Annotated in this window: 21 protein-coding genes and 1 tRNA gene; 18 read left to right on the top strand and 4 right to left on the bottom strand. The window is 65.4% G+C overall.

From position 1 onward, the window contains the following. Positions 1-650 (bottom strand): DUF3662 domain-containing protein (locus tag ABDV69_RS15590; protein ID WP_343575945.1); only part of this gene is annotated, 650 nt, incomplete at its 3' end. 212 nt (positions 651-862) lie between these two features. Between ABDV69_RS15590 and ABDV69_RS15595 the strand changes: the two genes are divergently transcribed. Beyond that, positions 863-945 (top strand) — tRNA-Leu (locus ABDV69_RS15595). A 425-nt stretch (positions 946-1370) separates the two neighbouring features. On the opposite strand, the gene ABDV69_RS15600 is transcribed toward ABDV69_RS15595, so the two are convergent. Together ABDV69_RS15600 and ABDV69_RS15605 are read right to left on the bottom strand one after the other, a co-directional pair. After that, a complete protein-coding gene (locus ABDV69_RS15600) occupies positions 1371-2924 on the bottom strand; it encodes a hypothetical protein (RefSeq protein WP_343575946.1) in 1554 nt (517 codons plus the stop codon). After that, a complete protein-coding gene (locus tag ABDV69_RS15605) occupies positions 2921-3256 on the bottom strand; it encodes a hypothetical protein (protein ID WP_343575948.1) in 336 nt (111 codons plus the stop codon). Before ABDV69_RS15605 ends, ABDV69_RS15600 begins: the two co-directional genes overlap by 4 nt. Before the next feature lie 172 nt (positions 3257-3428). On the opposite strand from ABDV69_RS15605, the gene ABDV69_RS15610 reads away from it, so the two are divergent. Together ABDV69_RS15610 and ABDV69_RS15615 are read left to right on the top strand one after the other, a co-directional pair. Then, complete coding sequence (locus tag ABDV69_RS15610; RefSeq protein WP_343575951.1) at positions 3429-5150, top strand: protein kinase; 1722 nt, start codon at positions 3429-3431, stop codon at positions 5148-5150. A 369-nt stretch (positions 5151-5519) separates the two neighbouring features. Next, on the top strand, positions 5520-6347 hold the full coding sequence (locus tag ABDV69_RS15615; RefSeq protein ID WP_343575954.1) for a DUF1942 domain-containing protein: 828 nt from the start codon (positions 5520-5522) through the stop codon (positions 6345-6347). 134 nt (positions 6348-6481) lie between these two features. Here the strand turns inward: ABDV69_RS15615 and ABDV69_RS15620 are convergent, their stop codons facing one another. Continuing rightward, positions 6482-6772 (bottom strand): WhiB family transcriptional regulator, encoded by a 291-nt coding sequence (locus ABDV69_RS15620; protein ID WP_343575956.1) that lies wholly within the window; start codon positions 6770-6772, stop codon positions 6482-6484. 527 nt (positions 6773-7299) lie between these two features. Between ABDV69_RS15620 and ABDV69_RS15625 the strand changes: the two genes are divergently transcribed. From ABDV69_RS15625 to ABDV69_RS15695, 15 genes are all read left to right on the top strand, one after another. Further along, positions 7300-7986, top strand: a complete 687-nt coding sequence (locus tag ABDV69_RS15625) for a transcriptional regulator (RefSeq protein WP_343575958.1) — start codon at positions 7300-7302, stop codon at positions 7984-7986. Positions 7987-8241: 255 nt separating this feature from the next. Then, positions 8242-9075 (top strand): ESX secretion-associated protein EspG, encoded by an 834-nt coding sequence (locus ABDV69_RS15630; RefSeq protein ID WP_343575959.1) that lies wholly within the window; start codon positions 8242-8244, stop codon positions 9073-9075. 16 nt (positions 9076-9091) lie between these two features. After that, positions 9092-9622 carry a YbaB/EbfC family DNA-binding protein gene (locus tag ABDV69_RS15635; RefSeq protein WP_343575960.1) on the top strand — a complete coding sequence of 177 codons (531 nt, stop codon included), beginning with the start codon at positions 9092-9094 and terminating at the stop codon, positions 9620-9622. Then, positions 9615-11336: a type VII secretion AAA-ATPase EccA gene (gene eccA / locus ABDV69_RS15640; protein WP_343575963.1), complete on the top strand. Its 1722-nt coding sequence runs from the start codon at positions 9615-9617 to the stop codon at positions 11334-11336. The genes ABDV69_RS15635 and eccA overlap by 8 nt, the downstream gene beginning before the upstream one ends. A 3-nt stretch (positions 11337-11339) precedes the next feature. Further along, on the top strand, positions 11340-12782 hold the full coding sequence (eccB, locus tag ABDV69_RS15645) for a type VII secretion protein EccB (protein ID WP_343575965.1): 1443 nt from the start codon (positions 11340-11342) through the stop codon (positions 12780-12782). Then, complete coding sequence (eccCa, locus tag ABDV69_RS15650) at positions 12782-15019, top strand: type VII secretion protein EccCa (RefSeq protein WP_343575967.1); 2238 nt, start codon at positions 12782-12784, stop codon at positions 15017-15019. The genes eccB and eccCa overlap by 1 nt, the downstream gene beginning before the upstream one ends. A gap of 82 nt (positions 15020-15101) precedes the next feature. Continuing rightward, on the top strand, positions 15102-16877 hold the full coding sequence (eccCb, locus tag ABDV69_RS15655; RefSeq protein ID WP_343575969.1) for a type VII secretion protein EccCb: 1776 nt from the start codon (positions 15102-15104) through the stop codon (positions 16875-16877). 131 nt (positions 16878-17008) lie between these two features. Next, on the top strand, positions 17009-17305 hold the full coding sequence (locus ABDV69_RS15660) for a PE family protein (RefSeq protein ID WP_343575970.1): 297 nt from the start codon (positions 17009-17011) through the stop codon (positions 17303-17305). A gap of 57 nt (positions 17306-17362) precedes the next feature. Then, positions 17363-18706, top strand: a complete 1344-nt coding sequence (locus ABDV69_RS15665) for a PPE family protein (RefSeq protein WP_343575972.1) — start codon at positions 17363-17365, stop codon at positions 18704-18706. Between the two features lie 88 nt (positions 18707-18794). Then, positions 18795-19097 (top strand): WXG100 family type VII secretion target, encoded by a 303-nt coding sequence (locus ABDV69_RS15670; RefSeq protein WP_343575974.1) that lies wholly within the window; start codon positions 18795-18797, stop codon positions 19095-19097. 30 nt (positions 19098-19127) lie between these two features. Then, complete coding sequence (locus tag ABDV69_RS15675) at positions 19128-19415, top strand: WXG100 family type VII secretion target (protein ID WP_343575976.1); 288 nt, start codon at positions 19128-19130, stop codon at positions 19413-19415. A gap of 87 nt (positions 19416-19502) precedes the next feature. Next, positions 19503-20894 (top strand): MinD/ParA family protein, encoded by a 1392-nt coding sequence (locus tag ABDV69_RS15680; RefSeq protein WP_343575978.1) that lies wholly within the window; start codon positions 19503-19505, stop codon positions 20892-20894. Beyond that, positions 20891-22420, top strand: a complete 1530-nt coding sequence (eccD, locus tag ABDV69_RS15685) for a type VII secretion integral membrane protein EccD (protein ID WP_343575979.1) — start codon at positions 20891-20893, stop codon at positions 22418-22420. The genes ABDV69_RS15680 and eccD overlap by 4 nt, the downstream gene beginning before the upstream one ends. Before the next feature lie 78 nt (positions 22421-22498). Further along, entirely contained in the window at positions 22499-22681 is a 183-nt protein-coding gene (locus ABDV69_RS15690; protein ID WP_343575981.1) for a hypothetical protein, read from the top strand. Beyond that, on the top strand, positions 22678-23286 hold the full coding sequence (locus tag ABDV69_RS15695; protein WP_343575982.1) for a hypothetical protein: 609 nt from the start codon (positions 22678-22680) through the stop codon (positions 23284-23286). The genes ABDV69_RS15690 and ABDV69_RS15695 overlap by 4 nt, the downstream gene beginning before the upstream one ends. Positions 23287-23561: the final 275 nt, after the last annotated feature.

Here is a 23561-nt window from a genome sequence, read left to right on the forward strand (position 1 = left end):
CCGCCTTGGTCGGGGTAGCCGCCGCGCTGGTCGGGTGCGCCGTAGCCGCCTTGGTCGGGGTAGCCGCCGCGCTGGTCTGGCGCGGCATGCGGGTCCTCTTGCGGGTACGCGTAGGGGTCGTTGTAGTACTCGTCGCCGGGCCGACCCTGCTCCTGGCCACCGCCGTAGCTCGAATTCTCACTCATCGCTGGTACTCCTGGTTCTGCGTCGAACGCATGGTCTGATTGTGGCGGGACGAGCTCGCCGGCGCTTCGCCGGGGTTCGACATCGGGGTTGACAGCACCGCGGGTGCGGAACTGGCCGGTGTGCAGGTTCGCCGAACGCTCGAACCGGACGACCACGTCACCATATGTTTGCCACCCCTGTTCGCCGATGTATCCAGCCAAATGCTGAGCGAAAGCTTCCGAAGTGAGGCCCGGGTCGGCGCCCACATTCTGGTAATCGTGCATACCGAGGGTAATTGTGTATTCGTTCGGAGCCAAAAGGCGATTGCCGGCGACGGGACGGATTCCCTCGCCGGCCTCCCGTCGCAGCATCGCCTCGATCTCCTGCGAAACGATTGAGCCGCCGAATATGCGGGCAACAGCATCACCGACGGAGGCCTCGAGCCTGCGGTCGATGCGTTGAACTAGCCCCCGCTGGCTGCTCATGGCTGTAGTCCTCGTGGTGTGGTGCTGGACAGTCAAGCTGTTCCGGCGTGTCGGTGGACGCGTGTCGTACGCAGATGCTATCCGGCAAGCGCAGCGCAGCGGCACCTCTGGAACTCTGAGAATCCCATCGCGGCAGGTCAAACCAACGCGGTGGGCAGCCGTGCGGTTTGGAGACGGCAGCCTTTACAGTGGTAGGCTCCACCGGTCATTCAGGGCGAGTGGCGGAATGGCAGACGCGCTGGCTTCAGGTGCCAGTGTCCTTCGGGACGTGGGGGTTCAAGTCCCCCTTCGCCCACAAAGAGCAGTTCTACGGACTCGCAGCGCTTAGGTCACGAACTCGAAAGAGGGCGTGACCTTTGTGTTTCGGGCGGTCCCCGGTCTCGATGATTGCCGCGCCGGTGGCCGGGGAGTTTCGTCGCGTAAGTCCTGAAAGGCCGACGGCTCCATCCATTAAGCGGTGGCGAGGTTAGCCGCTGAGAAGATTGCCGCCGGCGCCACTCACGAGCCTTAGTTCCATGCTCGGAAGCGACACCGAAGTGACCTCGTCCAATCGGAGCGGCCTGTACGACTGCAGAGCATCCCGGGCGTCGGCTTGCACCCGATCTCCAGAGGGTTGACAGCAGTTTTGACAGTTGCCGTCCCCGATAGTGGTGCAACGCGGTTCGGGTGATCGTTGTGCGGCCGCGCGGGGGTGTCGAGGCCGGTGCCCCGAAGCACGTATCAACGGCTGACCCAGGGATGCTGGTCGAGCAACTGGCTGATCAGCGTGACCACATCGCCGTCTGGACTCCGGCCGGTTTGACCCAGGCGGTCCGTCGCGGCGGCGATGCGTTGCAGGAAGCCGCTGTAGGCATCAGCGGCGTCGCGGGTATAGCTGTTGGCCAGCTGTGTCTCCCGCGGTTCGCGGTAGCGCGACGCCAGGTTGTGCAGTTGCTGCGAGAAATCCCGGGCCTGCTGCTGGACCGCTCGGAGCAGGCTGCGGACTTGCTCGACGCGAACCGGGTACTGCACTCCGTCGGGACCGCTGTTCTGTAAGAGTTGCCAGCACAATTCGTCGACCTGCCGTATCACCGCGAGGGTGTCCTCGATCGGACCGGTGTCGGCGCGGATGTCTCGCGGTGGAACTGGAATCCGCACCGGTCGCAACGCGGCGTCTTCGGCGGTCTCCCAACGGGGCATCGGCCCAGCGGTATCCCCGCCGCCTGAGCCGAGCCGCTGCGCTTCGCCCTGCGCCCAGTAGATGGCCTCCTGAGCAGTCTTACGGGCACGGGCAACCTCCACGTTGGCGCGTTCCCACGCCTGGGCGATGGCGTCTTGAGCCTCTTGGCGGACCCGGGTGACCTCGGCCTCGGCATCCGCGACTGCAGCGGCTGCCAGATCCCGCGCCTCGCTGATGGCTACTTCGGCCTCGTCGCGTGCTCGGGTGATGTCGGCGTCGGCGGCCGCCCGCGCATCGGCGATCTCACCGCTGGCCTTACCCGTCGCCTCCGCTACGGCGGCTGCCGAGTCTGCCCGCACCCGCTCGAGTTCGCTGCGCGCTTCCTGGGTGTGTCGCTCGGCCGCCTCACGTTCGGCGGCACGTTCAGCTTTTCGTTGCTCTGCGCGAGCCTCCGCGGCGCGAACCTGCGCGGCGGCCGCGGCGAGTTCGGCGAAGGTGTCGGCACCGACCTTCGCAATCTGCTCACGCAGCAGTTGGACGGTCTTCTCGCTAGCTGCGCGTTCTTGAGTGCGCTCGACGACCCGCTGCTCGGCACGCGCCTCGGCCGCACTGACTTGCTCTCGCGCCGAGGCGATTTCGGCCTGCGCATCCGTTTTGGTCTGGGCGAGCTCACCCCGCAGAGCTTCGATGATGTGCTGGTCGGCCGCGCGTCTCTGGTCTTTGCGAGCCGAGTCGGCTTCGAGCTCCCGGGCCCGCTCCCGAGCGGCCGCCGCCTCACCCACTGCGCGGGCGGCTTCTTCGCGGGCCATCGCGGCCGCCGAGTGAGCGTCAGCTTCGTCTTGCCGAGCGGTGAGCGCGACGTGCTCTGCCGTAGCGCGCAATTGGTCGGCCTGAACCAACCGCATGGCGGCCGATAGCCGCCGCTGCCCGGGGCCGTGCATTTCCCGGTGAGCGGTGAGCTCCTGCTCGCTCATCCCGGCGACAGCGGCCACTTCGGGTGGTGTCGCGATGCCGGAGTCAGACGCTGCCGCCGCGGCGGTCTGGGCTGCGCGCCTGGCCAGGGCCGCCCAATCGCCGGGAGGGAGATCTTCGATGCGCCGATACGCGGTGTTCATCGGTGTCGACGCCTACCAGCGGCACTGCCGGATGCAGCGGATTCGAGGTCCGACTCCGGTGCGGAGGGCTGTTCGGTCGGTGCGTCCGCCGGCTCGGGTTCCGCACGTCGGCGTGCTGCGGCGGTGCGCGACGTGTCACCGCTGTCACCGCCGCGCTCAGTCGGGAGATGAGACAGCGGGCCGCCCTGCTGCGCCAGCACCCGGGCGAATTGGCTCAGGTAGACACCGATCGCGTTGACCAACGTCTCGTCGGCGAGACGCTTGGCGTCGCGGTGTAACCCGGACAGCATTTCCAACGCGAGTTCGGGGCCGAGGCCCGCTACGTGGTGCACAACGAGATCTCGGCGGGCGCATGACCCGGACTGCTACCGTTAATATGTGACCAAAGAGGCGAGGAATTACCGTCGTAGCTAATGCACGCCGGCTTCGCGGACGGTGCGTTTCGAGGTCGCAAAGATTGCGCCGCCACTGCGCCGAGCCGTGGATTGGCGTAAGGAGTCGGCGATGAGCGACGCCACGCAGAGTTCGCGAGTGGGGTCACACTTCGGGCGGTACTACCTCAAACGACTCCTCGGCCGCGGCGGCATGGGTGAAGTCTACGAGGCCGAAGACACCGTAAAAGAGCGGTCGGTGGCACTGAAGCTGCTTTCGCCAGTGCTCTGCCAAGATCCGGTTTTCCGCGAGCGGCTTCAGCGTGAGGCGCGCACCGCCGGCCGCCTTCAAGAGCCGCACGTGGTTCCGGTGCACGACTACGGCGAAATCGACGGACTGCTTTTCTTGGAGATGCGGTTGATCGACGGCAAGGATCTGTCGGCCTTGTTGAAGGAGTCAGGCGTCCTCACCCCGCCTCGTGCGGTCGCGATCCTGCGCCAAGCGGCCTCGGCCTTGGACGCTGCGCATGCCGCCGGGGTGATCCATCGCGACATCAAGCCGGAGAACATCCTCATCACCAGTGACGATTTCGCCTACCTGGTCGATTTCGGCATTGCCAGCGCCACCGCCGACGAGAAGCTGACATCTGCCGGCAGCGCGGTGGGAACGTGGAAATACGCAGCGCCGGAACGGTTCACCGAAGGCGAGGTGACCCACAGCATCGACGTCTACGCGTTGGCCTGCGTGCTGCACGAGTGTTTGACCGGTGCACCGCCGTACCGCGCCGACAGTGCCGGCATGTTGATCACTGCGCACTTGATGAACGAGATTCCCCAGCCCAGCGAGCTGCGCCCAGGCATACCGACCGCATTTGACCGCGTGATCGGACGAGGTATGGCGAAGGACCCGGCAGGGCGCTACGCGAGCGCCGGTGAGCTGGCGCAGGCCGCGACCGACGCGCTCAGTGCCCAGGACCAAGACCGGGCAGACGAGATCGTCGAGCGCGGCGAGGAAGCCACCCTGCCGGAGGCGGACTACGAGCCATCGCCGTTGGCCGGCGGCGTTCCGACACCGCACGAACACCCGCCTCAGCCGACGTCGCCATCGTCGTACGCCGGAGCTTGGCCAGGCCCCCCCCAGCCGGCACCCCCGCGCCCGGATGGACCGTTGGCTCCCCCTTCCTTCCCGCCAGGCGGCGCGTGGCCCGGACAGTTTCTTCCCCCGCCGCCCATATCTGCCTACCGGCGACCGCCGCGTCGTGGCCGCGGACCCGTTGTCGTCGCTGCGCTCGTTGCGGCCGTCGTTATCGGCGGACTGTTGATCTGGTCGGTGCCTCCGGGGTCCCCACCACGTCCCGATGCCGCGAAAACTCCGCCGGTCGCCGAACGAACGACCACGACCCCTCCCGCGGTGTCCACTCCTCCGCCGGCCGAGTCGCAGGCGCGCCTGTTCGGCTCTTTACCTGCCGGCTACCCGCCCGGCGCCTGCAATCCGGTGACCGCGCCACGAAATGCATTTGCCCGATTGGCCTGTGCGCAGAACGTTGATCCAGATGGTCCGCCGTCCGCCACGTACACCCTCTACCCGGACCTGGCGACGCTGCGAACCGCATTCAATGAAATCGTGCAGACATCAGCCGTCATCGAATGTCCGGGCCGCATCCAGTCGCCAGGTGCCTGGCACCGCGTCGTCTCACCGACCCAGATCAGCGGGATGCTCATGTGCGGACTTCAACACAGTTCCCCGACGGTTGCGTGGACCAATGACGCCGGTCTGGTGCTCGGCAGTGTGCAGTCCGAGCTCCCTGGGCCCAACTTCGACCAGCTGTACGCGTGGTGGGCATCGCACTCGTGATGTCGCGTCGGTTTTGACCCAGGAGCGAGCAGCCGGAGAAAGGCGCCGCATACCGCTCTTAAGGCGTGATAGAAATACGGTTGTGAATTCTGGGTTTAGAATAACTCGGTCCACACCCACTGAATTTCCAGCGGGTGAACTAAAAGGCCGCCGAATAATGGGTGCCACAATCGACATCGACACGGACGACATAAGGAAGAGAACATCTTGAAGAACTCCGGCGCTGCAATAGCCTCAGCAGCAACTTTCGCCGCGGCAGGAGCTCTGTGCATCGGCAGCGCAGCGGCCGCCCTCGCCGATGTGGCCGCACCCGGGAGCAACTCCCAAACCCTAGGTTCACCGGTCAACATCGGTGGTCAGGCCTGGACTGTGAGCAACCTCAAGCAAAGCTCGGATGTCATCCCGTATGAGCCGCACGGCACGCTGTGGGAAGCCACTGCGACGGACGAGGCGGTCCAAGGCGGAGCGACCCCGATCGTGTCGGACCTCAACGCCACCAGCCCCGGCGGTCAGACCTATCGCGTCCTCTACCAAGTCGCAACGCCGCAGGGCATCAACCCTGCCGGTCTCGCGCAAGGACAGAAGACCACGGGCAAGGTCTACTTCGACGTGACGGGCGACAATCCCAACGCAGTCGTATACCGGGAAGCCGGGGGCCAAGACCTGGCTTCCTGGGTGCAGTCGACCACACCCGGGGGCGGGGGGCGCGCGGTGAAGTCCGGAACCGGCGGGCAATCGACGGCCACACCCGCCAACAAGCCGGCTACCTCGGCAGGCAACGCAACCCCGACACCGGCCGGTAGCCAGGGCACACCGATCCCAGCGGGCAGCCAAGGCACGCCGGCGACGGGCGCCGCACCGGCAGCAACTCCGCCCGGCGGCCCAGGGACGCCGCCGCCCGCCGGTAACCCCGAAGTACCAGCGGGCGCGCCAGCGCCGGCGGGCAGCCCGGACGCCGGCGCTCCCGGTGCTCCGGCTCCTGCTGCGGTCCCGGGTGCTCCAGCGGCCGGGCCCGAGGCCCCCGCCCAGGTGCCCGGCAACCCGCCACCTGCGGTTGGAAGCCAAGGCTCAGCGGCGTCGGCGGGCACCCCAGCGGCCCCCGCCAGCCCGGCAGCCCCGGCCCCGGCACCAGGTGATGCGACGCCGCCCGGTAACGGGTCGGCAGCGCCTACGGGTAGCCAAGGAAGCCAGGGATAAGCTCCCTGGGTCGTCAACGCTTTGACGGAAAGACAAGAATGTGCCTGGCGCAGGCGTCGCGCCCCGGGCACATTCTTGATTGTGCAGATTGTTGGGTCGTCGAGCCCGATCCGTCGGTCTGAGTGCGCGATCGATCAGACCGAGCCCGGCCCGGGTTTACGCGCTCGTACGACGTAACCATTGCGCTCCGCGAGCGAGCGCAATTGGCGCAACGCGAAGCTGCGGCCACGACCGGATTCGGGAATGAGCACGCCTGCCCACAGACCCTCTACGCCGGGCAATTCGCAGGCTTCTCGAGCGCACAGCCATCGTCGCGGGCATGCCCGGCACACCGTCTTGGCCGCCTCGTCGGCAGCTGTCGTCCAGCGGTCCGGGTCCTGGGTGCACGCGCCCAGCGGCAGCTCAAAGATAGTGGCTGGTTCCATCGTCACGTTCCTTCCCGAGTTCCACCGCCAGGTTGACGCGGTGGCTGCGTCCGCCTGAAACCGTAACGCTTAAACCGTAGCACTGCAACAGTTTGATGCTGAGATGAGAGAATCGGGGACGTCTTGGTTCGGACCTAACCTATCTCAACTGCGAAAAGACCGTCTCGGACGTGGTTAGTAGGCCCGATGTAGCGCAACACTTCTGTGCGGCGCGAACCGTAGCGCTGGCCGTAGCACCCTGCAACATAAAAGGTTACGATCGTCGTACGTTCGACGGATCGGACGACGCCGCGTCCATCGGAGCAGGGAGTTCGGCAGCAGCGTGCAGACCCACGACGGATGTGTCGCCGAAAGGCCCACCGCAACGTCGGCGATTTTCGAGATTCGCGACTGGGGAGGCGCTGGCGATGGTGCTTGAGGCTTCGGAGCCAGCAGAACCAGGCTCTGCCGGTCGACCAGGTCCGCATTTATCGCAGAATTTCGATGGCGCAGGCGCCCGGCAGCGTGATGACGATCTGGACCCCGGGGTGGTCCGCGCGGGCGCGGCGGCAGCGGCACGTCGGCGCGAGTTGGATATCAGCCAGCGCAGTCTCGCCGCGGATGGAATCATCAATGCTGGCGCATTGATCGCATTCGAGAAGGGTCGAAGCTGGCCGCGCGAGAAGACGCGGGCCAGGCTCGAGGAAATCTTGCGCTGGCCTGCAGGCACGATTGCCCGCATCCGCGGCGGAGGCACGAGTCCGCGCGAAGCCGCCGTCGCGATGACGCCCGCGGACGAGCAGATTCCGTTGATCGCACAGGCTGTGATCGCGGCCGCCGACAGCTGCGAGCGTGCCATCGCGGCGCTTCCGTCGGGGGAGGACCCGGGATTCGCCCGAGCCGCGGCACCGATTCTGGCGGATTTGCGCCGCGTGGAGGCAGTCGCGATTCGAGCTACTCAATTGGGAAGGGTCAGCGTCCCCTTGATCAAGGCGCTCAGCACGGTGCGACACCATTACCACGCACTGATGATGCTGAGCGCAACGGCACCCCAGGCCACGCTGGGCCAACGGTTGTACGCCGCACGGACGCAGGCGAACCTATCGGTGGCGGAAACTGCTCAGGCCGCCGGCGTCGCCGAAGATGCCGTGGTGCGCATCGAGGCCGAAGATGGCGCTTCGCCGGACACTGTTGCGGCCGTCGAATCGTTGATCGATCAGATCAGTTGGCGCTGATTGCGGTACTAATTCATGCATCCAGGGGGATCAGCTGGCTGATACGCTCGAAAAGCAACAAGCGAGCTGGATCGCTGGCAACAAGGATTCGGGCGAGTGCTCTCCCGGTCGTTGACCGCAAGCCTTCGGCAACTCTTCAAACCGCCGCTTGCGCCCATGTTCGACCAGTATTTTGTGACGTAGAGAGCTAGACGAGGTACGCCTGAGCGGCACGCGGGCAGTAGCTTCGACCGACTTATGCACCAGAGGTAGAAGATGTCGAGTCCATACAGCGCCGCCAAGGTCGATGACGTCGTTGCGGTCGAGGTGACCATTGACGGAATGCTGGTCATCGCAGACCGGCTCGGGCTCACCGACTTCCCGACTGCGCTGGCAATCCGCCCCAACATCCCGCAGCTGGACTTGCGGGATCTGGTCTGGGACCAAGTCCGGCGCGATCTCGCCGATCAGGGCGTGGTCAACATCTACGGCACGCCGCACCCGAGCGTCGCGGACATGGTCGACACGCTGAGCAGGGCAGACCGCGTGCTGGAAGGACGCTGGTGGCGACGCGACGTCGACGGCGGCACGATGATCCGCTTCGTGGTGTGCCGCAAGGGCGAACGCCACGTGGTGGCCGCCCGCGACGGCGAGATGCTGGTGGTTCAGCTGGTGGCCCCACAAGTCGGCCTGGCCGGCATGGTGACAACGGTGCTCGGGCCCGCCAACCCTGCTGACGTCGAACCGCTCACCGGAGTCGCGAGCAAATTGGCCGAGTGCAGAACGGCATCAGAGATAGCGCAGTACGGCGTCGCGCCGAGGTCAGCACGCATCTACGCGGAAATCATTGCCAACCCGACGAGTTGGGTGGAAATCACTGCCAGCGAACGGCATCCGGGCGGCACGATTACCACCACCGATTTGGCGGCAGGTGTTGCCGACTCGCGCCAAGGCCGGCTGGTGTCGATCCCCCGCCGTGTCAACGGCGAGCTCTACGGAAGTTTCCTCCCAGGAACGGCGGAAAATCTCCAGCGGGCACTTGCGGGGTTGGTGGAGTTCCTGCCGTCCGGCGCCTGGTTCGAGCAAACCGAGACCGATTACTACCGATAGAATCAGGAAAGACGCCATGGCAGATGGTTTTTCGCCATACGCGCCCGAGGACGACGACCCCGGCGACCTCGCCGCCCGGGATTATTTCTCTGCCGACGACGACGAGGAGAGTTCGGGCCTCGACGCTTTTGACGCCTTTGTCCAGCCGGCCGGGGCGGGCGCCAGCCCGGAAAATCTGCCCGTCGACGAGCCAACGCTCGAGCGTGACGAACCCGCATCGCCTGTTGTCACCGTCACCAACCCGCCTGGCACAGTATCCGTTTCGGCATATCTGGACGGACGCATCGAACGTGTGCACCTTGTTGGCGTAACCAAGGCGACCGAGTCTGCGCTCGCTGACGAAATCCTGGTGATCGCAGATCTGGCCCGCCAGAAGGCGCGGTCGGCGCAGCACGTAACCATGCTCGAGCAGATGGGCGCGCTTGGGCACGACAACGCGTCGACCCGCGACTTTCTTGCCCGCGAATTAGACCTCCCCTCCCCGGAACAGGTGAGCGCCGCGATCGCAGAAACGTTCGCCGTCCGGTATGCAGGTCAACATGACTGAGCATTTGGGCAACCTGTTCGGGACGGCGGTGAACATGCTGTCGATGTCTCCCGGCCGGGCGATGGAATTGTTCACCGAGATCACGACGTATGACGAGACCGCTTGTGATGCGTGGATCGGGCGAATCAGGTGCGGCGATACCGACCGGGCGACGTTGTTCCGTGCCTGGTATTCGCGGCGAAACTTCGGGCAGCTGGCCGGGCTGGCCGACATGTCCATGGTCAGTCTGGATGCCAGGATTCCGATCGGGGGTCTCTACGGCGACATCACCTACCCGATCAACTCGCCGTTGGCTATCACGCTGGGATTCGCGGTCAACGAAGCGTCGGAAGGTAATTACGCCGACGCGATGGAGGCTTTGGAAGAGGCTCCGGCCCGTGGCGCCGAGCATCTGGTGTCATGGGTCAAGGCGGTGATTTACGGCGCAGCCGAACGCTGGACCGATGTCATCGACGAAGTAAAACGAGCCCCCGAATGGACCGATAAATTCTTGGCCGCGGCAGCAGGGGTCGCGCACGGGGTCGCTGCCGCGAATCTAGGGCTGTTCACCGAAGCCGAGCGCCGGTTGACCGAGTCCAACGACACGCCCGCGGGTCAGGCCTGTGGACGTACCATCGCCTGGTATCTGGCGATGGCGCGCCGCAACCAGGGCAACGAAGAAGGCGCGCTTCCGCTGCTGGAGTGGCTCCAGGCGAATTATCCCGACCCCAGAGTTGCCGCGGCGCTGAGGAATCCAGCCAACCGACTGGTGCCAACGAGCGCGGAGAGCATCGAGGCCCGTACCGATCCGTGGGATCCGGCCAGCGTCGTCGCGGACACCTCCGGCCAGGAGAGACTTCTCGCCGACGCCCAGGCCGAGCTGGATCGTCAGATCGGTCTTACCCGAGTCAAAGAGCAGATCGAAAGGTATCGTGCGGCAACACAGATGGCGAAAGTTCGTGCCGCCAAAGGTATGAAGGTCGCGCAGGCAAGCAAACACATGATCTTCGCCGGCCCGCCCGGGACGGGCAAGACGACAATCGCGCGAGTGGTGGCCAATATTCTGGCCGGATTGGGTGTCATAGCCGAGCCGAAACTTGTCGAGACATCACGGAAAGACTTCGTCGCCGAATACGAGGGCCAGTCGGCGGTCAAGACCGCCAGGACGATCGACCGGGCTGTTGGCGGCGTGTTGTTCATCGACGAGGCCTACACGCTGGTGCAGGAGCGGGACGGACGCGCGGACCCTTTCGGCACCGAGGCACTCGACACGTTGCTGGCGCGGATGGAAAACGACCGCGACCGTCTGGTGGTGATCATCGCGGGCTACAGCTCGGATATCGACCGGTTGTTGGAGGCCAATGACGGCCTTCGGTCCCGGTTTTCGACCAGGATCGAGTTCGATTCGTACTCGCCAGAAGAGATTCTCGAAATCGCGAAAGTCATCGCGACGGACAATGATTCGACATTGAGCCAGGAAGCCTCCGAACATCTCCTGGAGGCAGCGAAACTGCTGAGCCAACATTCGATCGGAGACAAGCCGGCCCTCGACGTCGCGGGTAATGGCCGTTATGCACGGCAATTGGTCGAGTCTGCCGAGCAATACCGTGACATGCGGTTGGCACAGTCGATGAATATCGACGATCTCGACGTGGACCGGTTGCAGAGGATCAATGACCACGACATGGCGGAGGCGATTGCGGCCGTGCATGGACGACTGAATATCGGCGTGTGACCGATGGCGGGGTTCCGGCTTACCACCAAAGTCCAAGTCAGCGGCTGGCGATTCCTGTTGCGCCGCGTCGAGCACGCGGTCGTGCGACGTGACACCCGAATGTTCGACGATCCGCTGGCTTTCTACAGCCGGTCGGTAGGGGTCGGGATACTGCTCGCGGTGGTGGTCTGCCTGGGTGCGGGACTACTGGCCTATTTCAAGCCGCTCGGCCGACGCAGTGGCGACAATCTCCTCGTCGACCGCACGACAAATCAGCTCTACGTCGTGATGCCGAACACCGGCGAGCTGCATCCCGTCTACAACCTGACGTCTGCGCGGCTGGTCTTGGGCAATCCCGGCAACCCGTCGGCGGTCAAGTCGCAAGAGCTGGATCGAATGCCCAAAGGACAGCGCATCGGAATTCCCGGCGCCCCCTACGCCACCCCCGTCTCGGCCGACGTCATGTCGAGCTGGGCCTTGTGTGACACTGTTGCCAATCCGGGCAGCGTCGCCCCAACGGTTGAATCGTCAATCATCGCAATGCCTTTGGCGACGGACGCGTCGATAGGCCCGATGCAGCCCAATCAGGCTCTGCTGGCGTCGTATCAGGGCAAGGAGTGGGTGATCACCAAAAGTGGCCGTCACGTCATCGATTTGACGGACCGCGCGGTCGCCTCCTCGGTGGGAATCTCGGTTACGGCGAGGCCAACCCCGATCTCGGAGGGCATCTACAACGCGGTCCCGGATGTCGGGCCTTGGCAGTTGCCGCCGGTGGCGGCAACCGGTGCGCCGAACTCGGTGGGGCTGCCGCCGAACCTGGTTATCGGCGCGGTGTTTCAGACGCAGGGGGAGGGCGGTCCGCAGGATTACGTGGTGCTGCCCGATGGAGTGGCGCGGGTAAACGCGACGACGGCAGCGGCGCTGCGTGCGACGAACTCCTACGGGCTGCTCGCACCGCCTCTTGTTGAATCGAGTGTGGCCGCCAAGATCGCGGAGCGGGTGTATGCGTCGCCGCTGCCGGACCAAGCCCTTGCCATCGTGACTCCACAGGACGCGCCGACATTGTGTTGGGCGTGGGAGCGCGAGCCCGGCGATCAAGCCCCGAAGACGGCTGTGATCAGCGGCCGGCACCTCCCGCTGTCGCCCGTCGCGATGAGCACCGGCATCAAGCAGATCGAAGGAACGGCCACGGTTTACACCGATGGCGGAAAGTTCGTTCAGCTTCAGTCGCCGGACCCGAAACACGGCGAAGCGCTGTATTACGTTGACCCGCAAGGGGTGCGGTACGGGATACCGGATCAGCAGACCGCGAAGACCCTGGGGTTGACGTCACCGCAGAACGCGCCGTGGGTAGTCGTCCGGCTTCTCGTGGACGGCCCGGTGCTGTCCAAGGCAGCGGCGTTGCTCGCGCACGACACCTTGCCGCCGGATCCCAAGCCCCGGAAACTCGAAGCGGGAGAGGGCTGATGGCGACCAAGAAGTTCACCCCGACGGTCAAGCGCGGACCCCGCTTGACCCCGGGCGAAATCAGTGTCACGCCCCCGGAAGATCTCGGCGTCGAGATCCCGCCTTCCGGTGTGCAGAAGGTGCTGCCGTACGTGATGGCCGGCGGCATGCTCGGCATGATCGCGATCATGGTCTTCACCGGGGTACGGCAGCTGTCCCCGTACATGCTGATGATGCCCTTGATGATGATCATGGCGACGGTCGGCTTCATGGCCGGCGGCGGTCCCGGCGGCAAGAAAGTTCCCGAAATCAACGCCGACCGCAAAGAATATCTACGCTATCTGGCCGGCCTCCGAACTCGGGTGACCTCGTCGGCAAGTGCTCAGGTGACATTCTTCGGTTACCACGCGCCCAATCCCGGGGACTTGCTGTCGCTGATCGGCACGCACCGGCAGTGGTCCCGGCAGGCGAATGCGGACTTCTTCGCCGCGGTTCGCATCGGACTTGGCTCCGAACCGGCAGTCGACCGCCTGCTGAAGCCGGCGCTCGGTGGGGAATTGGCGGGCCCGGACGCCGCCCCTCAGCCGCACCTGGAGCCGGTGAGTCACATGTGGGTGCTGAAGTTCCTGCGCACCCACGGCCTGATCCACGACTGCCCGAAACTGTTGCAGCTGAAGACATTTCCGACAATTGCGGTGGGTGGCGATCCGCAACGGGCTGCCAGTCTGCTGCGGGCGATGATCTGCCAGCTGGCGGTGTTCCACCCGCCGGACCTGATGCAGCTCCGGGTGCTGGTCGACAACCCGGAGAACCCGGACTGGTCGTGGCTGAAATGGCTTCCACACGTTCAGCATCAGACCGATACCGACGCGGCGGGCTCGACCCGGATGATCTTCACCCGGCCTGACGGCCTCAGCGACCTGACCGCGCGAGGCCCGCACACGCCGGATGCCGCGCCGGGCGGGCCGTACGTCGTGGTGGTCGACCTGACCGGCGGCAGTGCGGGTTTCCCGGTGGACGGCCGGGCGGGCGTCACGCTGATCACGCTGGGCAACCATCGCGGCTCGGCCTATCGACTCCGGGTCGACAGCGACGGGACCGCTGACGACCGGCTACCGAACCAGGCCTTCCGGTTGGTCACCTCGGCGACCGATCAGGTGTCGCCGGAATTGTCGGCGCGTATCGCCCGCAAGCTTGCCGGCTGGTCCATCACCGGAACAATTATCGACAAGACCACGCGCGTCCAGAAGAAGGTGTCGACGGAATGGCATCAGTTGGTCGGCGCGCAGACGGTGGAAGAGGTGCTGCCGAACCGCTGGCGGATGTTCACCGACACCGACCACGACCGATTGCGGATTCCGTTCGGGCATGAGCTCAAGACCGGCGAGATCATGTACCTGGATATCAAAGAAGGCGCCGAATTCGGCGCTGGGCCGCACGGCATGCTGATCGGAACGACTGGTTCGGGGAAGTCGGAGTTCCTGCGGACCCTGATTCTTTCGCTCGCGGCCACGCATCATCCCGACCAGATCAATCTGTTGCTGACCGACTTCAAGGGCGGTTCGACATTCCTGGGCATGGAGCGACTCCCGCACACTGCGGCTGTCGTCACGAATATGGAGGAAGAAGCCGAGCTCGTCAGTCGGATGGGCGAGGTGCTGACCGGTGAACTCGATCGTCGGCAATCGATTTTGCGGCAAGCCGGTATCCAGGTGGGTGCCGCGGGAGCACTCTCGGGCGTCGCGGAGTACGAGAAACATCGCGAGCGGGGCGCCGATCTTGCGCCGCTACCAACGCTTTTCGTCGTCGTCGATGAGTTCGCCGAGCTTCTGCAAAACCACCCGGACTTCATCGCTTTGTTCGACCGGATCTGCCGAGTGGGTCGTTCGCTGCGGGTGCACCTGTTGCTGGCCACGCAGTCACTGAACACCGGTGGTGTCCGCATCGACAAACTCGAACCCAACCTGACCTATCGAATCGCGTTGCGCACCACAAGTTCTGCGGAATCCAAGGCGGTGATCGGAACCCCGGAGGCGCAGTACATCACCAACAAGGAGAGCGGTGTCGGCTTCCTGCGGGTCGGCATGGAAGACCCGGTGAAGTTCCGCAGCACCTATACCGGCACCTACTATGTGCCCGCGTCGCACGGTGAGAACGGCGACAGGCCCGCCGACTCCGGGGCGCCGCACCGTCGGCACCCTGTCCAGATCCGTCGGTTCACGGCGGCGCCCATCTTCGACACGACGGAGGTGTCATGACACGCGCCGGCGAGGATGCAGAGCGCAGCGATGCGGGGGTACCGTCCAGCCGCTTGCGGCGCGGGGGAGAGGAGCGGCGCCGATGACAGTCGATCCGGAACCGCGGGTTCTTCGCGAGGTCGTGCTGGACCAATTGGGCACCGGCGAGGCGATCGCCTACCGAATGTGGTTGCCGCCGTTGGCCGATCCGACCCCGGTCAACGAGCTGGTCGAGCGCGGCACTGGGCAGCCGCTGCAGTTCGGGCTCGGCATCATGGACGAGCCGCGCCGCCATCGTCAGGAAGTCTGGGGCGTGGACGTATCGGCGGCTGGTGGCAACATCGCCGTCGGCGGAGCCCCGCAAACCGGCAAGTCCACGTTCTTGCAGACGCTGGTGTTGTCGGCGTCGGCTACTCATACGCCGCGCGACGTGCAGTTCTACTGCATCGACCTTGGTGGCGGTGGCCTGATCTACCTCGAGGATCTGCCGCACGTCGGTGGTGTCGCGACCCGGTCTGAGCCGGACCGGGTCAACCGCATGGTCTCCGAGATGAAAGCCGTTCTGCGGCAACGAGAGATTATCTTCAAGCAGTACCGCGTGGGTTCGATGGCGGCATATCGGCAGATGCGCAACGATCCAAACAATCCTGCCGCGGCCGATCCTTTCGGGGATGTGTTCCTGGTGATTGACGGGTGGCCGGCGTTCGTGGCCGAATTTCCCGAGCTGGAGCCGATGGTGCAGGACATCGCCGGCCAGGGACTGGCTTTCGGTGTCCACACCGTGATCTCTACGCCGCGCTGGACGGAGTTGAAGGGGCGGGTCCGCGACTACATGGGCACCAAGGTCGAGTTCCGACTCGGCGATATCAACGAAACTCAGATCGACCGGATGACCAAGGAGATACCGGCGAATCGCCCCGGCCGGGCGATCTCGATCGAAAAGCACCATCTGATGATCGGGGTGCCCCGCATCGACGGCGTACACAGCGGCGAGAATCTGGTCGATGCGATCACCGCGGCCGTCGCGCACATCGCGGAGGGTTATACCGAGCAGGCGCCCCAAGTGCGGGTTTTGCCCGAACGGATATATCTGCATCAGTTGGATCCGAATCCGCCCGGACCCGATTCCGACTACCGCACCCGCTGGATGGTCCCGATCGGTGTCCGCGAGTCGGACCTGTCGGTTGCCTACAACAACATGCAGGTCACCCCGCACCTGATCATCTTCGGTGCGGCGAAATCCGGGAAAACCCGAATCGCTCATGCCGTGGCGCAGGCGATCTGCTCCCGTAACAGCCCCGACCAGGTCCGCTTCATGCTGGCCGACTACCGCTCCGGGCTTCTCGATACGGTGCCTGAGTCGCATCTGCTCGACGCGGGGGCCATCAATAGAAACAGCGCGTCGCTCGAGGAGGCCATCAAGGCGCTGGCGGACAACCTGCGCAGGCGCCTTCCACCGGCGGATCTGACCACCGCACAGCTGCGGGCGCGGTCTTGGTGGACCGGCCCTGATGTGGTGCTGCTGGTGGACGACTGGCACATGATCGTGGCCGCCTCCGGTATAGCTCCGCCGATGACGCCGCTGGCGCCACTATTGCCCGCGGCGGCCGATATCGGCCTGCACGTCATTGTGACCTGCCAAATGAGCCAGGCGCACCGCGCCACCATGGACAAGTTCGTCGGGGCGGCATTCGGGGCGGGCTCGCCGACGCTATTTCTCTCCGGCGACAAGCAGGAGTTCCCCTCCAACGAGATCAAGGTCAAAAGAAGGCCCCCTGGCCAGGCGTTTCTCGTCTCGCCAGACGGCAAGGAAGTCATTCAAGCGGCCTACATCGACCCTCCAGAAGAAGTGTCGCCACCACCCCGCCATGCCGGTTAGGATCGATCTATCGGCTTTACCAGGGGAGGGCATGTATTTGCGGGAAAGGCGTTATTCCTTAACAGGAATAACTTCATAAATTAACATACCCGTCAAATGGATTCCTGCCGCTAGCAGAGGAGAATACGCAAATGCAACCCATGTCATTCGAGCCGGCCGCTGAGGGAATTGGTTCGCAGATAATCGCAAACGGCACACAGGGATTGGCGGCTGGCACCACAGCTTCGGCAGCGGTGAGCGCGCTCGCACCGGCAGGTGTCGACGAGGTCTCGGCCCAGGCCGCACTGGCGTTCGCCTCCGACGGCCTCGAAGCGCTGGCAGTGCACAGCTTCGCCCAAGAGGAGCTGGCCCGGGCGGGCGCCGCGTACGTCGAGATCGCCGGGATGTACACGGCAGTCGACGGCGCCACAGCCGCCGAACTGGCGTAATACGTCGCGACACCAGTCATCAGAACGTTCCGGCTGCGAGAAGTAGCGAGCTGAGTCATGCCTCCGATACCTCCACTGGGTGTTGAGTACGCCGCGATGCCGCCGGAACTCAACACTGCACGCCTGCAACTCGGGGCCGGCGAAGTTCCGATGTTGCAGGCCGCGGCGGGGTGGGAAGCCTGGGCGATAGCGCTGGAAGCTCAGGCGGCCGAGCTCTCTGCGGCGCTGGCGTCGCTCAGTGCGGCGTGGACCGGGATGGGCAGCGAAACCGGGGTGGCGGCCTGCATGCCGATGGTGATGTGGCTGCACACCCTGTCGGCTCAGGCGATGAAACGCGCCGCGCAGGCGACCGCGCAGGCCGCGTCGTACGTCACTGCGGCAACCACAACCCCGCAGATTCCCGAGATCATGCAGAACCATGCCACCAATGCGACGCTGAACGCCACCAACTTCCTCGGCGTCAACACGGTACCGATCGGGATCAACGAAGCCGACTATGCCCGGATGTGGAGCCTGGCCGCCAGCACCATGTACGCGTATCTGGCCGAGACCACGATGAACACGCTGTTCGAGCCGATCATGCCGATGACGCCGATCGTCATCCCGGGCGCGGGTGAGGGTGTGGTCAGCGCCGCCGTCGGTCAGGCGGCGGCCGGAGCTGCCGGGGCCATCATGCGCGACGGGGTGTTCACCCATGTGATAGGCCAAGCGACGGTTGAGTCGGTGGGCCTGAACAGCGGCAAGGGTGTGAACCTGGTCAACATGGCGGCCACCGACGCCGAGAACGCGTCGAACTACGCCCAACAGGGCGCCCAACAAGGCCAGAGCCACGCGCAGCAGGCATCCCAACAAGCCGGGCAGCAGGTGATGCAGATGGGTTCGCAGCTCGGTTCGCAACTCATGCAGGTCCCGCAGTCGCTGGGGTCGATGGTGCAAAGCCCGATGCAGCAACTGTCGGCACCCCTTCAGCAGGCCAGCTCGATGTTCACCTCGATGGGCGGCGGCATGGGCTCCAGCAACCAGGGCGTGCAAATGGGTTTCCTGGGCGCCGGGCCGCTGTCGAATCACCCACTGGTCGGGGGTTCGGGGGCGAGCTTGGGGGCCGGTCTCGTGCGGGCGGCGTCGCTGCCGGGCTTGAGCGGTTCGTCCCCGCGGACACCGCTGATGGCGAAGCTGGTCGACCGGGTCGAGGAGCCGGTCGTACCAGCCGCCGTGGCACCGGCGGGTGCTACTGCGGGAGCCGGAGCGAACGCGGGTGCCGCCCCGGTCGGCGCGGGAAGCGGCGGCGCGGGCCCGATGAGTATGGGCCAGGCGCCCAAGTCGGGCGGAACCAAGACGGCGTTGAAAGCACCGGCGCCGCTCGTCCAGGACCTGGGCGAAGATGAAGCGGACGACTGGTAGTCGCCCACCACAGACTTCCCGGTCTGGATGACCGGAAAGACTCGCCATTCCCGTGGTGAGGACACAGGAAAACAGAAAGCAGTCCAGCATGGCACAGATGAACACCGATGCCGCTGTCCTCGCCAAGGAGGCCAGCAACTTCGAGCGGATCTCCGGAGAGCTCAAGGGCGTCATCGCACACGTGGAGTCGGTCGCGGGTTCGCTCGCCGGGCAGTGGCACGGCCAAGCCGGCGCAGCCGCCCAGTCGGCGTTGCTGCGTTTCCAGGAGGCTGCCAACCAGCAGATCCAGGAGCTCAACGACATCTCCACCAACATCCACACGGCGGGCGCGCACTACACCTCGACTGACGAGGAGCAGCAAGGGTCCCTGTCGTCGGCGATGAACCTCTGACCACTACCAACCAGACGAACGGAGAACAATATGAGTGAACAGCTATGGAACTTCGCCGGCATCGAGGGCGGAGCCTCGGACATCCAGGGCGCCGTCTCCACGACGCACGGCCTGCTCGACGAGGGCAAGGGCTCGCTGTCGTCGCTGGCAGCGGTCTGGGGTGGTGGCGGTTCGGAGGCCTACCAGGCCGTCCAGCAGCGGTGGGACAACACCGCGAACGAACTGAACTCTGCGCTGCAGAACCTGGCTCAGACCATCAGCGAGGCCGGGCAGACGATGGGCCAGACAGAGGCCGGTGTCACCGGTATGTTCGCCTAATACGGCGGGACGCGGGGGGCAAGGTTCGGCCCGGATCTCGCCCCCTGCACACGTCCCGCCATTTCGATTGATTTTTGAGAGGTACTCATGTCGGCCGACTATGACCGGCTCTTCAACGGTCCCAACGACCCACCAGAAGATGCGACGTCTCAGGTGGACTTGGAGGCGATCCGAAAGTTTCAGCCTCCCATGCCGACGCGTCCCTCGGCGGCCGGTCAGACACCCGTTCCGCCGATGCCGATAGGAGGCCCGTCGGCGCCTCCGGCCCAGCAAACCCAGACAGCAGCCCAGAAGGCCCCAGAGCATGCCGCCGAGGTGCCGCAGCCCAGGGCGAACGGGCCGACCGGGGCCGCACATCGCGCGCCGGCCGCAGCGCCAGGAGCCCGATACGAGCAGCCCCGCACCCCGCCACCCCCGCCACCGCCGATGCAGCCCGCGCCTGCACCCAGCCAGCATTTCGGCGAGCCGCACCATGACTCCAGGTGGCGGGTCGCCCCTCCGCCGCCGCCCAGCCAGTTCACGCAGACATCGGCCGCCACGATCGGCAACCACCGCGCCATTGATGCGTTGGCGCACGTCGGCGTCAGGTCAGCGGTCAAGATGCCACCCCAGCAGGGCTGGCGGCATTGGCTGCATCTGCTGACCCGAATCAACCTGGGCCTGTCACCCGACGAAATGTACGAGCTGGACTTGCAGATGCGGGTCCGTCGGAACGCCCGCGACTCGTATCAGATCGGCATTCTCGGTCTCAAGGGCGGCGTCGGTAAGACCGCCGTGACCGTGTCCCTCGGTTCCGCGCTCTCACGAGTTCGTGGCGACCGGATTCTGGCGATCGACGCCGACCCGACCGCGGGCAACCTCGCAGACCGGACGGGTCGTCAATCGGCGGCTACGATCTCGGATCTGCTTGCAGACAAGTCGCTGTCGCGTTACAACGACATTCGCGCGCACACCAGCATGAATGCCGCGAACCTGGAGGTGCTGTCCTCCGAGGAGTACAGCGTGGCTCGGCGCGCGTTCAACGACGAGGACTGGAAGGGTGCCACCGAGATCGTCTCGAGGTACTACAACCTCGTGCTCGCAGACTGCGGAGGTGGCCTGTTCGACCCGTCGTCGAAGGCCGTGCTGTCCACGGTGTCTGGAATCGTGATCGTGGCGAGTGCGTCGATCGACGGCGCGCGTCAAGCGGCGATCGCCATGGACTGGCTGCGCCAGAACGGGTATCAAGACCTGCTCAGCCGGGCGTGTGTGGTGATCAACCGGGTCTCGCCCGGCAAGCCGAATCTGGACGTCCAGGAGCTGTTGCAGCAGTTCGAACGGCATCTGCAACCGGGGCGAGTCATCTTGTTGCCGTGGGACAGGCACATCGCGTCCGGAACCGAGATTCAGCTCGACCTGTTGAGTTCGACCTACCAGCGGCGGATTCTCGAGTTGGCCGCGGCGCTCTCCGATGACTTCGACAGGCTCGAGCGGCATTGAGTGGCCCCGCCGCGGCTGCGGTTACCCCCAGCGCCAAGCCAAGCAGACCGGCGACCACCCGGGTCACCATCCTCACCGGTAAACGGATGACGGACTTGGTACTGCCGTCGGCGACGACCATCGAGACCTACATCGACGAAACGGTCGCTGTGCTGGCCGACATTCTCGAGGACACACCGGCGGATATTCTGGCCGGCTTCGATTTCGCGGCCAGCGGGGTGTGGGCGTTCGCCCGCCCGGGGGCGCCGCCGTTGAAGCTCGACCAGTCGCTGGATGACGCCGGAGTTGTGGACGGGTCGCTGCTGACGCTGGTGGCGGTGAGCCGCACCGAGCGCTACCGGCCATTGGTCGAGGACGTCATCGACGCGGTTGCGGTGTTGCAAGAATCACCGGAGTTCGATCGCAACGCGCTGAATCGCTTTGTCGGCGTGGCTATTCCGGTGGCAGCTTCTTCCCTGACCGTCATGGTGCTGTTGGCGTGGACGAATGGCGGGCATCCGCTGTGGTGGGCGCCGGTACTAGGAGTCGTGGGCATCGCCCTGCTGGTCGGCAGCAACGCGGCGCGAAGCCGACATCGGAATCTGGATTTCGCGGAAAGTCTTCTGGTAGCGGCATTTCCGACGATCGCCGGCGCGGTTGCTTTGGCGGTCCCGCTGCCCCGCGGGGTCGGCTCGTTGGGCGCGCCTCAACTCGCGGGTGGTGCGCTGGCTGTGCTCCTGCTGACACTCGCGACGCGGGGCGGGCCGCGCAGGCGTGCGGAGCTCGCGTCGTTTCTGGCGGTCACCGCGTTGGCGGCGGCGGGCACGGCAATCGCGTGCGGATTCGGCTGGCAATACTGGATTCCGGCCGGCGCCATTGTGTTCGGGCTATTCGTGGTGACCAATGCGGCCAAGCTCACTGTCGCGGTGGCAAGGATCGCGCTGCCGCCGATACCCGCGCCGGGGGAGACGGTTGGCAGCGAGGAACTGCTCGACGCTGTCGAAACTCCCGACGCCGCGGACGAGGAATCGTCGACCTGGCAAGCGATCATGGCGTCGGTTCCGGACTCCGCGGCGCGGTTGACCGAACGCAGTAATCTGGCGCGGCAACTTCTGATCGGATTTGTCGCCGCAGGCACTGCGGTGCTGGCGGTTGGCGCGATCGCCGTCGTCGTGCGAGGCCACTTCTTCGTCCACAGTCTGCTGGTGGCCGTCTTGGTGACAACCGTATGCGGATTCCGGGCGCGGTTGTACGCCGAACGCTGGTGTGCCTGGGCGTTATTGGCGGCGGCCGTCGCCATCCCGACCGGGGTAGCGGCCAGGGTCAGCATCTGGTATCCGCACAGTGCATGGGTAGTGCTGGCGGCTTACCTCGCGGCAGGGGTGCTCGCGGTGATTCTGATCGGCGCGACGTCGGGGGTTCGGCGGGTTTCGCCCGTCACCAAGCGCATCCTCGAGATGATCGACGGCGTCGCCATCGCCGCTGTTATCCCGTTGCTGCTGTGGATCGCCAGCGTCTACGACTTCATCCGGAATGTGCGGCTCTGATGTGGGAGGTCACGCGAAAGACCAACGGCTAGTCGTAATTTGGCTCAATCGAGACGATGCGATACGGGAGGCGCAGCAATGACACATGAGACACTGAAAGTGAACCACGAAAAACTGGCGGAGGCCGGCGGCAGGCTGGCCGAGCTCGCCGACAACATGCCGAAAGCCCCCGCCGCCTTCGCCGTATCGGGGAATGACCCGTTGTCGGCAGCGATCGCCGCGCAGGTGCCCAAGATCGAAGAGCCGATCGTCGGGCCATGACGCTAGAGGACGTTGCGAACAAGTTCCATCAGTTGGCCGCCAATGTCGTCAGGGCGGCAGGTCGGTACGCCGACACGGATCGGGATTTGGGAAACCGGCTGGGGCAACGGCAATTCGGCCCCAACGGCGGTCAGGGTCTACCCGGGGGCGGGTATGGCTCAACCGGATCCGCCGGGGGCGGTGCGATGGGCGGGATGAGTCAAATGGGCGAGATGATGCAGATGCCCATGCAGATAGCCGGCCAAGCGCTGCAGGCGCCGATGCAAGCGGCGGGCATGCTCGGCTCACTCCCGCAGGGCCTCATGCAGGGGATGCAAAGCCTGCAGGGCATCGCCGGGATGGGTGGCCACGGCGGGCAGCACGACCACAGCGACGCGAAGCCGGACGATCCACCGGTCGATCAGCCGCAATCGGACAACGACAAGCCTGATCGGCCGGCGGATCCGCAGCATGGGGCGGCCGGACCGCAACGAGAACGCCTGCAGCCCAACCCCGATCCCTTCGAATCAGGTGCAGCCGGCGGATCGCCCAGCGGTCCTGCCGCCCCGATCACGCCACCGGCACCGGTTCGGCCGGCAACGCCCCGCACCGAGATCGATGTGTAGCAGAGGACCGCGATACGCTGACAGTACTCAGCGTATCCAGGGCCTAAGGGTCATCCTCAGGTAGGGGAGTGCCCCTTCGTTCTGGTCGCTATGTTCACTCCTCACGAGCGTTCGCGCGGATGCCTGTCGACGTGGCCGGGGGTTCCCAGAGTCGGCGGCCTTCGGAACCGGTGTCTCGTTGCCGCGCCAGGTCACCTCGCGGCGATGATCTGGCGATCGACGGTGTCGTCCGGGTCCCGCGGCGGAAGGTCGGCGTCCAATGCGCTGCCGATCGA

Source organism: Mycobacterium sp., from assembly GCF_039583785.1.
In the GTDB taxonomy this organism is placed as follows: Bacteria; Actinomycetota; Actinomycetes; order Mycobacteriales; family Mycobacteriaceae; genus Mycobacterium.

What these genes read in the sequence shown, in the direction of transcription:
- ABDV69_RS15600 (WP_343575946.1), bottom strand. Translation starts at nt 2,924, where the DNA reads ATGAACACCGCGTATCGGCGCATCGAAGATCTCCCTCCCGGCGATTGG.
- eccCb (WP_343575969.1), top strand. Translation starts at nt 15,102, where the DNA reads ATGACAGTCGATCCGGAACCGCGGGTTCTTCGCGAGGTCGTGCTGGAC.
- eccA (WP_343575963.1), top strand. Translation starts at nt 9,615, where the DNA reads ATGACTGAGCATTTGGGCAACCTGTTCGGGACGGCGGTGAACATGCTG.
- eccCa (WP_343575967.1), top strand. Translation starts at nt 12,782, where the DNA reads ATGGCGACCAAGAAGTTCACCCCGACGGTCAAGCGCGGACCCCGCTTG.
- ABDV69_RS15630 (WP_343575959.1), top strand. Translation starts at nt 8,242, where the DNA reads ATGTCGAGTCCATACAGCGCCGCCAAGGTCGATGACGTCGTTGCGGTC.
- ABDV69_RS15610 (WP_343575951.1), top strand. Translation starts at nt 3,429, where the DNA reads ATGAGCGACGCCACGCAGAGTTCGCGAGTGGGGTCACACTTCGGGCGG.
- ABDV69_RS15665 (WP_343575972.1), top strand. Translation starts at nt 17,363, where the DNA reads ATGCCTCCGATACCTCCACTGGGTGTTGAGTACGCCGCGATGCCGCCG.
- ABDV69_RS15675 (WP_343575976.1), top strand. Translation starts at nt 19,128, where the DNA reads ATGAGTGAACAGCTATGGAACTTCGCCGGCATCGAGGGCGGAGCCTCG.
- ABDV69_RS15670 (WP_343575974.1), top strand. Translation starts at nt 18,795, where the DNA reads ATGGCACAGATGAACACCGATGCCGCTGTCCTCGCCAAGGAGGCCAGC.
- ABDV69_RS15690 (WP_343575981.1), top strand. Translation starts at nt 22,499, where the DNA reads ATGACACATGAGACACTGAAAGTGAACCACGAAAAACTGGCGGAGGCC.
- eccB (WP_343575965.1), top strand. Translation starts at nt 11,340, where the DNA reads ATGGCGGGGTTCCGGCTTACCACCAAAGTCCAAGTCAGCGGCTGGCGA.
- ABDV69_RS15695 (WP_343575982.1), top strand. Translation starts at nt 22,678, where the DNA reads ATGACGCTAGAGGACGTTGCGAACAAGTTCCATCAGTTGGCCGCCAAT.
- ABDV69_RS15680 (WP_343575978.1), top strand. Translation starts at nt 19,503, where the DNA reads ATGTCGGCCGACTATGACCGGCTCTTCAACGGTCCCAACGACCCACCA.
- ABDV69_RS15620 (WP_343575956.1), bottom strand. Translation starts at nt 6,772, where the DNA reads ATGGAACCAGCCACTATCTTTGAGCTGCCGCTGGGCGCGTGCACCCAG.
- ABDV69_RS15635 (WP_343575960.1), top strand. Translation starts at nt 9,092, where the DNA reads ATGGCAGATGGTTTTTCGCCATACGCGCCCGAGGACGACGACCCCGGC.
- ABDV69_RS15660 (WP_343575970.1), top strand. Translation starts at nt 17,009, where the DNA reads ATGCAACCCATGTCATTCGAGCCGGCCGCTGAGGGAATTGGTTCGCAG.